The following is a 14,553-nucleotide window of genomic DNA, read 5'->3' as shown; positions in this document are numbered from 1 at the left end:
ATCTTTTCTCCTCCTTATTCACTAACCTTAACAAGCGCAGGACGTAAAATACGATCCTTTAACATATATCCTTTTTGAAGGACTTCGATGACGATACCGCTCTTTACGCCTTCCTTGGCTTCCTGCATGATCGCATGCTGGTAATTCGCATCAAATTCCTTATTCAAGCAGTCAATTTCAACAATTCCTTCTTTCCGCAAAATTTCTACAAGCTGTGCATAGATCATCTCAAATCCCTTTGCATAGTTTTTCAGCTCCTCAGAATCACTGTTGACCTGAAGGGCTCTTTCAAGATTATCAATGATCGGAAGCACTTCTTTTCCAAAATCCTGAAGCTTATATTTATTGCTCTTTTCAAACTCGCTCTGAAGTCGTTTCTTGGTATTCTCCGTATCGGCATAAGCCTTATAGAAAGCATTTTTGCTTTCAGCCAATTCCGCTTTCAGCCTTTCGATTTCTTCCTTCAGCTTATCTGTTTCACTTTCCTTCTTTTCATTTTCCTCAACAGCTTCAGCTACGATTTCTTCCTTTTCATTTTTTTCTTTTTCTTCTTTTTTCTTTTTCTTATCAGTCATCATTAAACATCTCCTCGATTCGTCTGCTGATATATTCCATCAGCGCCACCACCTCATTGTACGGCATACGAGTTGGTCCTACGATCATCAGCTGACCTTCCTCATCACCATGAATTTTGAATTTGCTGGCAACTACACTTACATCATCCGTATCCAAAAGCTTGACATTGTCCTTTCCGATACGAACAACAGTACCCGTATTTTCCTCAGCTATCTGACGCCATAGGGAACTGTCCTCAAGCATACTCATCATTTTCTTTAACTTTTCAATGTCCGCAAATTCCGGCTGATACAGCATATTGCTTTGTCCACTGAAATAAACCTGATCACTGGCAAACTTCACAAATGCATTGACAAAAGCTTCAAACAGCATTTCATGCCGCTGTACCTTTGCCGCCAGCAGAGGCTGAAGTTCAACCATCCGATCAACCACCTCATTCAACGGTACACCCACCAAATTCTCATTCAACAGATTACAGCAGGTCGTCAGATCATTCATGCTGACACTCTCTGAGAATTGAAAAGTCTTATTCTCAGTATGTCCGTGATTGGTAACGAAAATCGCCACCGCACTTTTTTCATTCAATGGTATCAATGTGATATGCTGCAGCGACTGATATCTTGCATCCGGCCCTAAGGCAACAGATGTCAGGTTGGTCATCTGCGAAAGAATATCACAGCTTTGACGAACTACTTCCTCCATGCTTGAATTACGGGCATCAAAAATCGTCTGTAAAGCATTCATCATCTTTGGTTCAATATGTTTCACCATCAGATGATCGACATAATAACGATAACCCTTCGATGACGGTATACGTCCACTGGAAGTATGTGTTTTCTCAAGCAAGCCCATTTCCTCTAGAGCAGCCATTTCATTTCTAAGAGTTGCCGAAGAAACATGAAAGTCCAGTAAATTCATCAGCGTGTGACTTCCCACTGGTTCAGCTGTTCGAGTGAACTCTTCTACAATGGTCTTAAACACTTTAGTTTGACGTTCAGTAAGTTCCATAAGCCACTCCTTTCTAGCACTCTAAATCTCTTGCTGCTAATAGAATAGCACAATGGATTAGCACTGTCAACCCTTTAGTGCTAAAAAATAAAAATTTTTCATCTTTTCTTCACAAAAAAACCGCGTTCTTATTATACACGGTTATTTTCACCCCATACACACATCTCATCCAATACGCTCATCAACGATCTTCCCCTCTCACTCAAAAAATATTCTACCTTTGGAGGAATCTGTGAATAAACTTTTCGACATACCAGACCATCTTTCTCCAGCTCTTTTAGATTCTGGCTCAATGTCTTATCCGATATCTTTTTCAAATACCGCTGCAATTCATTAAAACGCACCGGCTGAAATTCCATAAGACAATATAAAATCACCATCTTATATTTTCCACTGATCAAAGATAAAGTATAACTAAATCCCGTATCTTCAAAATTCGCATCTTCAATATATTTTTTGATCATACTTACCTTAACGATAGTACCTAACCAAAAAGTAGGTACTTGTCTTTCCTTCCACTCTGATTATAATGAAATTATAGTTCATTGTCCAGAGGACAAAAGGAGGAAAAAAACATGTTGAAAGATTTAGGTGTCAAACCTTATTTATTTCCAATGCCGGTATTGATGATTGCTACTTATTCAGAAAATGATAAAGTCAACGTCATGAACATGGCATGGGGTGGTATCTGTGCAGAGAATATGGTCGCTTTAAATATTGATGAAGATCATAAGACAGCAGAAAACATTAAAAATCGCAATGCCTTTACATTAAGCATTGCTGATATTGATCATCTGAAAGAAGCCGATTTCTTTGACATTGCCACAGGTAACAAGATGGCCGATAAATTTGAAAGATCCGGTTTAAATGCTGTAAAAAGCAGCCGTGTCGATGCTCCGATCGTAACTGATTTCCCATTGACGCTTGAATGCAAGGTCGTTGAATGTCAGCACACCGCTTATGGATTCCGAGTTTTAGGTGAAATCGTCAATGTATTAGCTGACGAAAAAGTATTAGATGAAAAAGGCAAGGTAGATCCTGCAAAGCTCAATGCCTTCGTATTTGATCAATTCCAAAGCGGATATTACGCCATCGGTGAAAAGGTGGGTCAGGCCTGGCAGTCAGGTGTACCATTCATGAAAAAATAAAGGCTGCAAAGAAACCTAATGAATTAATAGGAGGCTTGCAGCCTTTTATTTTTTTATATTTTTCTCTAACTCCTTTTCCATAACGATATAACTTGAAAAATCATTCGGTATTTCCAAACCTGTTTTTATAAAACCATTCTTTATCCAAAATGCTTCACTCTGCGGATTACCTTTCGCATAAGCTAACCGGACTCTTTCAAACCCTTTTTCCATCAAATAAGCAAATGCTTCCTCAATGATCTGCGTACCGATTCCTTTTCCCTGATAATGTTTATTCATCATGAAAAATCCAATAAAAGCCGTCTTTGCCTTCGGATAATCCAAGATCAGATCCATGAATGCCACTAAATGTTCACCTTCAAAAAAACCGATATAATATTTATCCTTATATTCCTTATGCGGCGGCAATGCCTTTATATCATCTGCAATGCTTTCTTTGGTGACAAAGGGCGGATGATATTCATAAAATAAAGGATTCTCCTTACATAGATCATAAATCTGATCGATATTTTCATTTTCAAGCCTTCTTACTTCATAATGATTCGATAATCTTTGGATATCCAACTGAATCATCTTTTGTGCCCATATGGGATAAGCTTCAAAGCTATATGTCTTTCCTTCGTAAGGAAAAGAAAGCCGGCATGAGAAAAGCATAGGTGAAACAGCCTTGGCCTTTGAACCATATTTATGATCGCCGACAAGAGGAAAGCCTCGGCTTGCAAACTGCACGCGGATCTGATGACTTCTTCCTGTATGCAGACGAACTCTTACAAGAGAGGTATCATTTTCTATTCCTAACCGTTTATATTCCAGTTTTGCCTGCTTTACCCCTTTGCGCATCTTCTTCACGGCAAAAACTTTATTCTTCCGGGAATCTTTAAAAAGATAATCTTCCCAGACTTCACATTCAGGCACGACACCATGAACCATGGCCACATATTCCTTGATCATTTCATGATCTTGAATCATTTTCGAAAATAAAGCCGCACTTCTTGAATGACGGGCATACACCATGACCCCACCCACATTCATATCCAAGCGATGCAGCGGATAGATTTCTCCTTTCAGCTGCTCTTGAAGAATTTCTACGACCTGCTTTTCTGAATCAAGCCCTACTGGCTTGATACAAACGACCATATTTTTATCGCTATACAACACTTCCATAACTTCTCCTAAATGATTTTCTCCATGACATAATTGGTCAATAAGATCCCTTTTCTTTCAACTTGCTGTTCCTTTTTGACACGATAGCCTCTTTTCTCAAAAAAAGGTCTTGCGGTAATAGAGGCATGAACAACAATTTTAGGGACATGCACCGAACATTCAAGACGCTGACACAGCATAGTTGCTATCCCTTGATGCTGATGATCCTTATGAACATATAAGCGATCTAAATATCCACCCGGATCGATATCGCCAAACCCTACGATTTCTCCTTCTTTTTCAGCCACATAGCTGATATGTTCCATCAAAGAGCGATGCCACTTTTCCGCATCGATTTGGCCATCGGCCCAAGCATCCAGCTGCTTCTGTGTATAATCCTTTGCATTCACCGTATGTACACACTCATAAAACAGCTTTGCAAGAACAGCAAGGTCTTCTTTACGATATGGGCGCAGCTTTATATCATTTGTATTTTGAATTACCTCATCGGCGATCATCGCCATCGTTTTATGACTTGTATCAATCTTTATCGTATCAAGCTTTTCATATAAAGGAAGCCTTCCAAGACTTCTTTCAAGCACATCTGCACTCCTTTTACCCTCATCAATATCTTTTTTCAATCGCTCTTTTAAAGTTTCTTCATCTGCTGTCAATGAATAAACAAAAAGATCACAATGTGACACATCTAATCTTTCAACGATCGCATCAATGATCGGCTGTTCATGCATGACCCAACAAAATATGATATGCTCATAAGCAGAACAATGAATAAAATTATTTAATAGATATACGATATTATCAATGACCATGGTCTTTGTTTCTTCATTTACAATAAAAGGAAAGCTGTCCCAACACCAGTCCCCATCAAGAAAAACACTATTCGACAATTCCTTTTTTAAATACTGACATACCGATGTTTTACCGACACCCATGGTACCGCCAATAAGATATACTTTTTTCATGAAAATATTATATCACAGGTAAATAATATAAAACTATATGGAAAAGCGTACAATCAAAGATTTGTTATCTGGATCATATACAAATAAGTGACTCCTTATCTTCATTACCCACTTAAGAAGCTTTCTTATAGACACGCTCTAAAGACATTTCTGTCCTTATAAAAATAATGATATAAATTATCATAATATATCACTATTTTTCTCTTACATTCTCTTATTAATCAAAAATGAAATTTCCTGATGTGTAAAAAAAGGGAGATTGACTCCCTATTTCAAATATTCTTTAAAAAACTTTTCAATCTTATCAAATGGAATGATATCCACTTGATCATATAAATCTGTATGTACGGCATTTGGAATGATCATCAGTTCTTTATTATCCGTATAAGGATTATCTTTGATCATATTGGCATAGGCATCTTTACTAAAGTAGCAGGAGTGTGCCTTTTCACCATGGATCAGTAAGACGGCATTACGGATTTCATTAATGTATTGGAGGATCGGCTGGTTTAAAAAGGACATGCAGCCAATCACGTTCCAGCCTTTGTTTGAATTAAGAGAACGTGGATGATAACCTCTTTCTGTCTTATAGTAGGCATGATAATCTTTCACGAAGAAAGGTGCATCCTCCGGCAATGGATCAACGACACCACCGCCCAGAGCATAACTGCCGTTTTTATAATCGACGATTCTTTGGGCATTTAATGCCTTCTTTTTTTCATAGCGGGCATCCGGTGTATTTTCAGCGTCAAAATATCCCCGAGCATTGACACGGCTCATATCATACATCGTAGAAGCAACCGTTGCTTTGATACGTGTATCAAGTGCTGCCGTATTCAAGGCCATGCCGCCCCAACCGCAGATACCAACGATTCCGATCTTTTCCGGATCCACATTTTCCTGAACGGAAAGAAAATCTACCGCAGCCTGGAAGTCTTCCGTATTGATATCCGGAGAAGCCATATAACGCGGCAAGCCACCACTTTCACCTGTAAAGGACGGATCAAAAGCAAGAGTCACAAAACCTCTTTCTGCCAAGGTCTGAGCATACAAGCCGCTTGCCTGCTCCTTAACGGCACCAAAAGGTCCGCATACCGCAATTGCACTCATCTTTCCCTGCAAATCCTTAGGTTCATACATATCAGCTGCTAATGTGATGCCATAGCGGTTATGAAACGTCACCTTATGGTGATTGACCTTATTACTTTTCGGGAATGTCTTATCCCATTCCATCGTTAAATTTAATTGCTCACTCATTTTAAAATCCTCCTTTTCCATAATTTTCAGGTATCTGATCAATTTCCAGCGTCGGTGCTTCCAGCGCTATATTTTCTACTGCCTTTTCAGTTCCGGCAGCAAGTGCTGTCTTATAATACCATTCTTTATATTCAAATTCCTTGTAGCAATTCTGCAGTTCTTTGATCTGATCCTCGATATTCTTTTTTTGTTCTAAGATCATATCATATCTTTTCTGTAGCGTTGCATCCCCTTGTTGAGCCAGTGCCACATATTCCCTGATCTTTTTCACGGGCATATGGATATTCTTCATACAGTTCAGCACGCGCAGCCACTTAAAATCTTTATCTTCAAAAACTCGTTTGCCATTGACACGTTTGATATCCGGAAGCAAACCTTCCGCATCATAATACCTCAATGTAGATGCATTGACATTCATCATATCGGCAACTTCCTGAATCGAATAGGACATATAACCTCCTCCTTTGTCAGTATTATATAAGTTAAAGTTTACTTTAAGTCAAGCATAAAATAAAAATAAATCAGCCTGCACTGATTTACTTATAATTTTCTTTTAATAGCTCCATGAGAATGATATCATGATATTCGCCTAAATGATAAAGGGCTTTATGCCAGCGTCCACATTCTACAAAGCCTGCTTTCTTATACGCCTTAACAGCATGTTCATTAAAACCGAAGACCTCTAAATGAATGGCATTGAAACGCTGGGTATCAAAGATATAATCACATAATAATTTAATGGCTTCACTGCCATAACCTTTATGACGATATTCTTTTCCAAGATAGATGCCCATGGTCACATGAAGCTCATGAGATGCGATATTGAATAAAGAAATATGTCCCATGAAGGCATTATCTTCCAATGAAACGATTGAGAAAACAAAAGGCCCTTCATTCCATCGGCTCATCATATCACGAATCTTATCTTCTCCCATAAGACTTCCATAGAAACCATTGAAATAAGCAATATCCTGATCCTCATTTAACCATTTGGTCATAATATCCGCTTCATTCTCAATATCCATCGGTGAAAGATACAGATGCTCGCCTACAAGCTTTTTATAATACATAAAATACCTCCTGAATCATCACTATTATAACATGTTTACATGGGCGCTTGCGTATCTTTTTCAATCAACATGATTGCTTTTTCAAATAAATCACGTATAATATTGGTATTAGATGTTTTAGACATCATTTGGTACTATTTCCATGTAATAATAGATAATGAAAGGTGAGTTTTATGAAAAAATATATTATTGTCAGAGATAATGCGCAGTATATCGCAGGAACAACATTAAAGGTGGCTTCACAGCCGGAAGCTTTTAATATGGCTTTACATGTCTGTAAATCAAAAGAAGCTGTCATGATCAACCGAAATCGTTTTGCGAAAGATCTGGGTATTGATTTAAATCGATGTGCCTTTTCCAAGCAGACACATTCCGATCATATCAAAGAAGTAACAAAAGAGGATTTGGGCAAGGGTGTTTTTGACTATGAAAGCGCCATTGATGATACCGATGCGTTATATACCAAAGAAAAAGGTGTATGCATAGGTGTTTTTCATGCCGATTGCGTGCCCGTATTGATTGCGGATCCAATCAAGGAGATCGTTTGTGCGATCCATGCCGGATGGCAGGGGACGGTCAAGGAAATTACCGCTAAGTCGATCGCTTATTTAAAGGAGCATGAAGGTGTGAATCCCGAAAATCTTAAGGTTTATATCGGTGCCAGCATTACCCAGAGCAATTTTGAAGTAGGGTTGGATGTGATTGAAAAGGTAAAGGCCATGAGCTTTGATACCTCGTCTACTTATTATTTCAATGAAACAACGCAAAAGGGTTTTGTTGATAACAAAGAATTAAATCGTTTACAATGTCTGAATGAAGGCGTACCTATGAAGAATATTACAGTTGATAAGAACTGTACATATTCAAATGCGGAAAATTTCTTCTCATTCAGAAGAGATAAGGATTGTGGCCGCCATATGTCATTTATTATGTTGAAAGGATAAGAAAATGAAAGAAATCAATGCTTCTGAAATCAGTAAAAATGTGATTCAAATGATCAAAAAGGATTGGATGTTAGTAGGAGCCGGTGAAGATAAGTTTAATATGATGACAGCTTCCTGGGGCATGATGGGACATCTGTGGAATAAGGATGTCATGAATGTCTATGTACGTCCTCAGCGCTATACCTATGAGTTTATGGAAAACAATGATACTTTTAGCTGTTCGTTCTTTGATGAAAGTTATCGGGATGCCTTAAAATTATGTGGCAGCAAATCCGGAAGAGATATCAATAAAGCTGAGGCATGCGGCTTTACAACAAGGTTTATCGAACATGCACCGGTATTTGATCAGGCAGCGTGCACGATCATCTGTCGTAAGATTGCCGTCTATGATATCGATCCAAGCCAGTTCACAGATTCGAGCGTTGATAAAAACAATTATCCTTTAAAAGATTATCATCGTGTCTATACCGGTGAGATCATAAAAGTATTGGTGAAAGATTAACAGCGATTATCGTCGCTGTTTTTTTATGAGAGAAAGAACCTGTAATCTTTGCAGCAATGCATTTTCTTAGAAATCAGACCAGTTGAAAAATATAAATTGATCTGATTCGAATTAGTCGAACGGAATAGAGCAAGGAGAAGACATTTATCATTACCTAAAAAGTAATATAAAAGGTAACGATTTTATTTCGTTACCTGCCGATGTCATGTTTTATCATAATGGGTAGGAACAATCTTCGCTTTTTTATTTTAGACTTTCTCCATTATTAGAAATTACATTTTTATACCACTCAAAAGAGTCTTTTTTATATCGTTCACCTGTACCATTGCCATCATCATCTAAATCAACATAAATGATTCCATAACGTTTTGACATTTGACCTGTTCCATTAGATACAATATCAATTGGTCCCCACATTGTATAGCCAAACAAATAGACACCCTCTTCAATTGCTTCCTTCATAGCTTGAATATGTTTTCTCATATAATCGATTCGATAACTATCGTGAACTTTAAAATCTGCCGTCAATTCATCCGTAGCACCCAGCCCATTTTCTGAAACAAATAACGGTTTCTGATAACGATCCCACAAGTCTTTTAAAGCTAATTTTAATCCTAAAGGATCGATAGACCATCCCCATGCTGTTTTAGGAAGATATGGATTTGTCAAACCTTCTAAAGTATTAGTAGTGATTTCTGATGGTTCTTCTTCCGATGCCCTGACAACTCTGCTTCGATAATAACTGAAAGTAATAAAATCCACTGGATAAGCAGCTATAATTTCCTCATCACCTATCTGCATTTCAATATTGATATGATGATCTTCAAAATATTTCCAAATATAGCTTGGATAATATCCTCTTACTTGTACATCTGAGAAGAAATATTCTTTTCTTTTTGCATTTTCTGCTGCTTCAACATCTTTTGGGTCACAAGTATATGGATAAACCGTCTTATATGCAATCATAGCTCCTACTTTTGACAAAGGTGCATTTTCATGTATATATTTAACAGCTAATGCACTAGCTACAAATTGATGATGAGCGGCCTGATACATTCTTTGTAGAAGGTTTTTACTTTCAGGGTCTATGCCTGCGGCATCCCAACATATTGGTTTAACAGCAGCATTGCCAATTTCATTAAAAGTAAGCCAATAGTCAACATCATCTTTCAGTTCATCAACGATTGTCTTTACAAACTTCATATAAAATTCAATAAATTTACGATTATCCCATCCACCATAATGATCCACCAAATATAAAGGAGTTTCATAATGAGAAATTGTTACCATTACTTTCATACCAAGCGAATGACAATAACCAAACATTTCCTTATAGTATTTTATTCCTTTTTCATTTGGATGTTCTTCTAATCCAGTAGGATAGATTCTTGTCCAATTGATTGAAGTACGGAATATATTAAATTTGGCTTCGGCAAATAACTTTAGATCACATTTATATTTATGATAAAAATCTATTGCCTTATGTGTTGGATAATAGTCAGCATCTCTTCGTATCCCGCCAAAAAAACCTCTTGCTTTAATATCAGCTGTTGACATTTGTTTTCCATCTTCCAAATATGCACCTTCTGCTTGATTTGCAGCTATTGCACCACCCCATAAAAAGTTTTTAGGGAATCCTTTTTTTACCTTATTCATCTAGTAATTCTCCTTTTGATTTAATTATTTTTTCATACCAATATGATGAATCTTTTCGATATCTTTTACACTCTTTGATATCTTGATTTGTTCTGTCGACATAAATCAAACCATATCTTTTTTCATATCCATTTGTTGTAGAAAGAACATCAAATGCAGACCACGGACAATATCCAAGAACCTCTACTCCATAATCTATAGCATTACGAATATGTCGGATATGTTCTCTCATATAATCAATACGATAATCATCGTGAATCTTAAAGTCATCCGTAAGAATATCTCTGGCTCCTATACCATTTTCAGTAATGATTAAAGGTATTTGATACCGTGTATATATATCTCTTAATAAATATTCTAAACCTGTTGGATCAATTGCCCAATCCCATTGTGTAGTTTCCAATTTATCATTTTTGCACATTTTATAAAAACCCGGATGTGTTTCATAACCATCAATTTTACCTTTTTCACCAGTTAGGTTGATTCCCATAAATCGTAATTGATCGGTATCTTGTGACGCACATGCACAATCACTTCGATAATAATTAATAGCAAGAAAATCTGATTTGCTTTTTTGGATTAATTCCATATCACCCTCTTTAATTTTCGGAGCAAGGCCTTGTTTTTCTAAATAAGTCATCGCAGCTTTGTGATATTGACCCTTAAACCAAATATCTAAATAAAAAGTATTACGTAAATCGTGTGCATTCATAGCAGCTAACACATCTTCTGGCCGGTTAGAGGCAGGATAAACAGGTGAGTAACCTGTTACAGGGCCTACCAGACCTCCCGGTACTAATTCATGTACAAGATTGCAAGCAATTGCGTGAGCTAAATTCATATGATGGTTGATTTGATATCTTAATTGATCATTCTTTTGATCTTTTTCATCTATCAAACATTTCTTCGTCCAAAATTGAACAATAATACCCTGTTCATTTATAGTCGTCCAATATTTTACTTTGTCCTTGAATGCATGGATAACTAATCGACAATATTCTTCAAAGTCATAAATGATTTGACGATTCAGCCAGCCACCATATTTCTTTACAAGTTCATACGGACAATCATAATGATATAAAGTTACGATAGGCTCTATCTTATTCCTGATTAATTCATCTATTAAATCATTATAAAACTGAAGTCCTTTTTCATTTACCTTACCAGTACCATCGGGAAGAACTCGTGGCCAGGAAATGGAAAAACGATAAGCATTTAAACCCATCTCTTTCATCAATTTCACATCTTCTTTAAAGTGATGATAATGATCACTGGTTATCTCAGCATTTGCGAAACCATACTTTTCTTCATTTAATTTATTAATAATATCCTGTTGTGAAGATTTCTTCCCATCCAGATGTGCCGCTCCTTCAAACTGATATGCGGAAGTTGAGGCACCCCACATAAAATTATTTGGAAATCGATTCATTCATTCACTCCTCTCATAAACCGCAATGATATCTTTACCACCTTTTACTTCACCTGTATTAAAATAGTTTATCTTGTAATGATTGGTTTTCACAAATATCAGCAATGAAGTGGTATCGTATCCTTTTTTTTCAATATAATTTCGATCAATTTTAATAATTGGTTTCCCCTTTTTTACTCTTTCACCACATTCTGCCATCTTTGTAAACCCATGTCCTTTTAATGAAACAGTATCCAATCCAATATGAATCAACAACTCAATACCATTATCTAATTTCATCCCAAATGCATGCATGGTTGGAAACATCATTGATATGATGCCATCTGAAGGTGCTTGAATAATATCTGATTTCAATTTCAAAGCCAATCCATCACCCATTACCTTTTTTGAAAAAACTTCATCATTTACATTCTCAATAGGTGTTAATGATCCATCAGCAAATGAATAGATACAATTTTTCTTTTGTTTTCTTTTTGCAAATATATTCAACATCTTTTATCATTACTCCCATATATTTTGAGGCAGAAGGCTCAAACAAACTTTCTGCCTCAGCTCTTATAATCCTTAATTTTTAAACTTAGATTCATCAACTCCTAAAACAAATGAAATCACAGCGGATACAACAATCGATACAATAATGCCTATTGTGATCGCAAGCATCGTACTTTCGAAAATTGGAATTGCTAAAACACTAGAATATCCCATTGAAAATGCTTTTGCTCCCATAAAACCTGCAATACTGCCACCTACTAATGCCCCAGCCATTACTCCAATTAACGGTCTTCTAAATGGAATCATAATACCATATATAGATGGTTCAGATACACCAGAGATAATTGCTCCAATGGCAGCTGATAATGCAGCTGATTTCAAATCTTTATTTTTCGCTCTTAAGAAAACTCCCAAGCAAGCTCCTCCTTCAGCGACGTTATGGATGATATATCCCGGTCTGAAGAAATTATCATAGCCCATACGAGTAAACAATTCTGTCATTGGCGCAACAGTGAGCATATTCACACCCATCATTACAAGGAACGGGAATAAAGCCGCAAAAATTCCTACACCTAAGCCACCAAAAGTTGCTTCGATCCAAACAAATGCTGATACTACGTATCCACCTACGATATTTCCAATTGGACCAAGGATGCACATTACAATTGGAAATGCCACTGCAAGTGTACAAAGTGGTGCAAATACAGATTTTAAGACACCTGGAATTACTTTATAAAAGAATTTTTCCAAATATGCTAACAAAATGGCTGAGAAAATAGCAGGAAGCAATGTACTTGAATAAGTAATAAGAGTTACAGGTATTCCAAATATGTTTACAGGATCCCCTGCAGAAACCATAGATTCCCAACTCGGATAAACAAGCATAGCAGCCATTGTAATGGCAAAGGCTGGATTTGATTTTAATGTCCTAGCTGCGCCATAAGCTACTAAAATCGGCATAAAATAGAAAGGTACTTGTGCTAAATGATTATATAGAATATAAGTTGAGCTATTTGCAATATCCGGCCAGAAATAAACAGCTAGACTTGTAATAACTCTAAGCATACCTGCACCAAACAATACTGTAATAAATGGTGCTAATGAAGAAGAAAGAAATTGAGATACCTGAAGTACATAATATTTAAAATTTTTTTCTTCTGTTGATTTTAAATCTTCTTCATGAAATTCATCGACAATGTCATCTTTTTCGATATCATAATTATTTGATACTTCTTCAAAAACTGAAAAAAGATTTTCTCCTAATATGACTTGATATTGTCCAGATTGATCTGCAACACCTAAGACCCCCTTCAAAGCTTTTATCTTATCTGTTTCTGCTAATGCCTTATTTTTCAGATTAAAGCGCATACGCGTCGTACAATGTGTAATCGAAGTAATATTATCGACTCCACCAACTAGTTCAACTAATTGAGCAGCAAGTTCTTTTGCATTTACTGACATTTTATCCTCCTTAATTAATTCTCTAAAATCCTTAATAAATGAATGGTCAAATAGATTCGATCTTCTTGCGTCAAATTATACCCAAATATCTTTTTTGTATATTGATCAATATTATTTAAACAATGTCTGATATCAGGATTTGTTTCCGACAGCAATTTGATAAGAAATTCATTTTTTGTATTATTATTTGCTACATTATGCGTTAAAACACCTTTTAGGAAAAATTTTAAATGTATTACAAAACGTGAATACCCTAAACTATCTTGATCAAGCTCTACTTTTAAATTATCCTTAACAATACCTACAATATCTCGTACTCCAATAATTATTTTTCTTGTTTCGATATTGTTCATCGTATCAGAAGCATTTATGATATGAAAAGCAATCGCAGTAGCTTCATCCTCATCTAATTTAATATGATAATAATCATTGATTAAATGTACAGCCTCTACACCAATCGAATATTCAAGCTGATAAAAACGCTTAATTTCTTCATTCATCAGATTAGGCACCGTTACAGCTTCGCGGTATCTTTTTACTGTAAAATTGATATGATCCGCTAAGTTGATCAAGAGTGATTTATTTAAACTCTTATTTAACTTTTTTTCAGCTAGTTTAATAATTTCATCTGTAATCTCAATGCAATCTAAAGGCACTTCATCTAAAATCGTTAATAACTTCTTTTTATTTTCATCATCAAAGTTTACAAATATTTTAGATGCGATGTCCGATGAAATATAATCACCTTTACGATGAGAAAAACCTATTCCATTTCCGCAAACAATTACTTCATTACCGTTTTCGTCCAAAGCTATCACTGCATTGTTATTCAAAATCATTTTTACGAAAAAAGAATTGGGTTTATTAATAGTAACACCCCCTTT

At 36.2% G+C, this 14,553-nt stretch carries 16 protein-coding genes; 3 read left to right on the top strand and 13 right to left on the bottom strand.

Features of this window, described 5'->3' with window-relative positions; all coding sequences use genetic code 11:
* Nucleotides 1-14 precede the first annotated feature (14 nt).
* The 3 genes from grpE to ACZYT3_RS09725 all read right to left on the bottom strand — a co-directional run bounded on the left by grpE (nucleotide 15) and on the right by ACZYT3_RS09725 (nucleotide 2,048).
* Nucleotides 15-575 (bottom strand): nucleotide exchange factor GrpE, encoded by a 561-nt coding sequence (gene grpE / locus ACZYT3_RS09735; protein ID WP_294562287.1) that lies wholly within the window; start codon nucleotides 573-575, stop codon nucleotides 15-17.
* Complete coding sequence (gene hrcA, locus ACZYT3_RS09730) at nucleotides 568-1,584, bottom strand: heat-inducible transcriptional repressor HrcA (RefSeq protein ID WP_294562286.1); 1,017 nt, start codon at nucleotides 1,582-1,584, stop codon at nucleotides 568-570. Before hrcA ends, grpE begins: the two co-directional genes overlap by 8 nt.
* 131 nt (nucleotides 1,585-1,715) lie before the next feature.
* Entirely contained in the window at nucleotides 1,716-2,048 is a 333-nt protein-coding gene (locus ACZYT3_RS09725; protein ID WP_464088508.1) for a winged helix-turn-helix transcriptional regulator, read from the bottom strand.
* A 111-nt stretch (nucleotides 2,049-2,159) separates the two neighbouring features.
* Between ACZYT3_RS09725 and ACZYT3_RS09720 the strand changes: the two genes are divergently transcribed.
* Nucleotides 2,160-2,732 (top strand): flavin reductase family protein, encoded by a 573-nt coding sequence (locus ACZYT3_RS09720; RefSeq protein WP_464088507.1) that lies wholly within the window; start codon nucleotides 2,160-2,162, stop codon nucleotides 2,730-2,732.
* A gap of 45 nt (nucleotides 2,733-2,777) precedes the next feature.
* On the opposite strand, the gene ACZYT3_RS09715 is transcribed toward ACZYT3_RS09720, so the two are convergent.
* From ACZYT3_RS09715 to ACZYT3_RS09695, 5 genes are all read right to left on the bottom strand, one after another.
* Nucleotides 2,778-3,896 carry a GNAT family N-acetyltransferase gene (locus ACZYT3_RS09715; protein ID WP_464088506.1) on the bottom strand — a complete coding sequence of 373 codons (1,119 nt, stop codon included), beginning with the start codon at nucleotides 3,894-3,896 and terminating at the stop codon, nucleotides 2,778-2,780.
* An 8-nt stretch (nucleotides 3,897-3,904) separates the two neighbouring features.
* Nucleotides 3,905-4,858, bottom strand: a complete 954-nt coding sequence (locus ACZYT3_RS09710) for a GNAT family N-acetyltransferase (RefSeq protein ID WP_464088505.1) — start codon at nucleotides 4,856-4,858, stop codon at nucleotides 3,905-3,907.
* Nucleotides 4,859-5,125: 267 nt separating this feature from the next.
* Complete coding sequence (locus ACZYT3_RS09705) at nucleotides 5,126-6,115, bottom strand: alpha/beta hydrolase (protein WP_464088504.1); 990 nt, start codon at nucleotides 6,113-6,115, stop codon at nucleotides 5,126-5,128.
* A gap of 1 nt (nucleotide 6,116) precedes the next feature.
* Nucleotides 6,117-6,566: a MerR family transcriptional regulator gene (locus ACZYT3_RS09700; RefSeq protein ID WP_294560514.1), complete on the bottom strand. Its 450-nt coding sequence runs from the start codon at nucleotides 6,564-6,566 to the stop codon at nucleotides 6,117-6,119.
* 85 nt (nucleotides 6,567-6,651) lie between these two features.
* Nucleotides 6,652-7,185, bottom strand: coding sequence for a GNAT family N-acetyltransferase (locus ACZYT3_RS09695; RefSeq protein WP_294560516.1), 534 nt, complete (start codon nucleotides 7,183-7,185; stop codon nucleotides 6,652-6,654).
* Between the two features lie 173 nt (nucleotides 7,186-7,358).
* On the opposite strand from ACZYT3_RS09695, the gene pgeF reads away from it, so the two are divergent.
* Together pgeF and ACZYT3_RS09685 are read left to right on the top strand one after the other, a co-directional pair.
* Nucleotides 7,359-8,129 (top strand): peptidoglycan editing factor PgeF, encoded by a 771-nt coding sequence (gene pgeF, locus ACZYT3_RS09690; protein ID WP_464088503.1) that lies wholly within the window; start codon nucleotides 7,359-7,361, stop codon nucleotides 8,127-8,129.
* A gap of 4 nt (nucleotides 8,130-8,133) precedes the next feature.
* A complete protein-coding gene (locus tag ACZYT3_RS09685; RefSeq protein WP_294560521.1) occupies nucleotides 8,134-8,631 on the top strand; it encodes a flavin reductase family protein in 498 nt (165 codons plus the stop codon).
* Between the two features lie 243 nt (nucleotides 8,632-8,874).
* On the opposite strand, the gene ACZYT3_RS09680 is transcribed toward ACZYT3_RS09685, so the two are convergent.
* The 5 genes from ACZYT3_RS09680 to ACZYT3_RS09660 all read right to left on the bottom strand — a co-directional run bounded on the left by ACZYT3_RS09680 (nucleotide 8,875) and on the right by ACZYT3_RS09660 (nucleotide 14,508).
* Nucleotides 8,875-10,287, bottom strand: a complete 1,413-nt coding sequence (locus tag ACZYT3_RS09680) for a glycoside hydrolase family 1 protein (RefSeq protein ID WP_464088502.1) — start codon at nucleotides 10,285-10,287, stop codon at nucleotides 8,875-8,877.
* Complete coding sequence (locus ACZYT3_RS09675) at nucleotides 10,280-11,716, bottom strand: glycoside hydrolase family 1 protein (RefSeq protein WP_464088501.1); 1,437 nt, start codon at nucleotides 11,714-11,716, stop codon at nucleotides 10,280-10,282. The genes ACZYT3_RS09680 and ACZYT3_RS09675 overlap by 8 nt, the downstream gene beginning before the upstream one ends.
* The gene (locus tag ACZYT3_RS09670; protein WP_464088500.1) at nucleotides 11,717-12,208 is read right to left on the bottom strand and encodes a PTS sugar transporter subunit IIA; all 492 of its coding nucleotides are present in this window, start codon (nucleotides 12,206-12,208) and stop codon (nucleotides 11,717-11,719) included.
* 72 nt (nucleotides 12,209-12,280) lie between these two features.
* Nucleotides 12,281-13,669: a PTS transporter subunit EIIC gene (locus ACZYT3_RS09665; RefSeq protein ID WP_464088499.1), complete on the bottom strand. Its 1,389-nt coding sequence runs from the start codon at nucleotides 13,667-13,669 to the stop codon at nucleotides 12,281-12,283.
* A 14-nt stretch (nucleotides 13,670-13,683) separates the two neighbouring features.
* Nucleotides 13,684-14,508: a PRD domain-containing protein gene (locus ACZYT3_RS09660; protein WP_464088498.1), complete on the bottom strand. Its 825-nt coding sequence runs from the start codon at nucleotides 14,506-14,508 to the stop codon at nucleotides 13,684-13,686.
* Between the last annotated feature and the right edge of the window lie 45 nt (nucleotides 14,509-14,553).

It is taken from the genome of Traorella sp. mt218 (assembly GCF_055420025.1).
The sequence above is the reverse complement of the archived record's forward strand: the minus strand, read 5'-3'. Positions and strand labels throughout refer to the sequence as shown.

Coding starts and splice junctions, on each gene's coding strand:
- grpE (WP_294562287.1), bottom strand. CDS start 575: ATGACTGATAAGAAAAAGAAAAAAGAAGAAAAAGAAAAAAATGAAAAG.
- hrcA (WP_294562286.1), bottom strand. CDS start 1,584: ATGGAACTTACTGAACGTCAAACTAAAGTGTTTAAGACCATTGTAGAA.
- ACZYT3_RS09725 (WP_464088508.1), bottom strand. CDS start 2,048: ATGATCAAAAAATATATTGAAGATGCGAATTTTGAAGATACGGGATTT.
- ACZYT3_RS09720 (WP_464088507.1), top strand. CDS start 2,160: ATGTTGAAAGATTTAGGTGTCAAACCTTATTTATTTCCAATGCCGGTA.
- ACZYT3_RS09715 (WP_464088506.1), bottom strand. CDS start 3,896: ATGGAAGTGTTGTATAGCGATAAAAATATGGTCGTTTGTATCAAGCCA.
- ACZYT3_RS09710 (WP_464088505.1), bottom strand. CDS start 4,858: ATGAAAAAAGTATATCTTATTGGCGGTACCATGGGTGTCGGTAAAACA.
- ACZYT3_RS09705 (WP_464088504.1), bottom strand. CDS start 6,115: ATGAGTGAGCAATTAAATTTAACGATGGAATGGGATAAGACATTCCCG.
- ACZYT3_RS09700 (WP_294560514.1), bottom strand. CDS start 6,566: ATGTCCTATTCGATTCAGGAAGTTGCCGATATGATGAATGTCAATGCA.
- ACZYT3_RS09695 (WP_294560516.1), bottom strand. CDS start 7,185: ATGTATTATAAAAAGCTTGTAGGCGAGCATCTGTATCTTTCACCGATG.
- pgeF (WP_464088503.1), top strand. CDS start 7,359: ATGAAAAAATATATTATTGTCAGAGATAATGCGCAGTATATCGCAGGA.
- ACZYT3_RS09685 (WP_294560521.1), top strand. CDS start 8,134: ATGAAAGAAATCAATGCTTCTGAAATCAGTAAAAATGTGATTCAAATG.
- ACZYT3_RS09680 (WP_464088502.1), bottom strand. CDS start 10,287: ATGAATAAGGTAAAAAAAGGATTCCCTAAAAACTTTTTATGGGGTGGT.
- ACZYT3_RS09675 (WP_464088501.1), bottom strand. CDS start 11,716: ATGAATCGATTTCCAAATAATTTTATGTGGGGTGCCTCAACTTCCGCA.
- ACZYT3_RS09670 (WP_464088500.1), bottom strand. CDS start 12,208: ATGTTGAATATATTTGCAAAAAGAAAACAAAAGAAAAATTGTATCTAT.
- ACZYT3_RS09665 (WP_464088499.1), bottom strand. CDS start 13,669: ATGTCAGTAAATGCAAAAGAACTTGCTGCTCAATTAGTTGAACTAGTT.
- ACZYT3_RS09660 (WP_464088498.1), bottom strand. CDS start 14,508: ATGATTTTGAATAACAATGCAGTGATAGCTTTGGACGAAAACGGTAAT.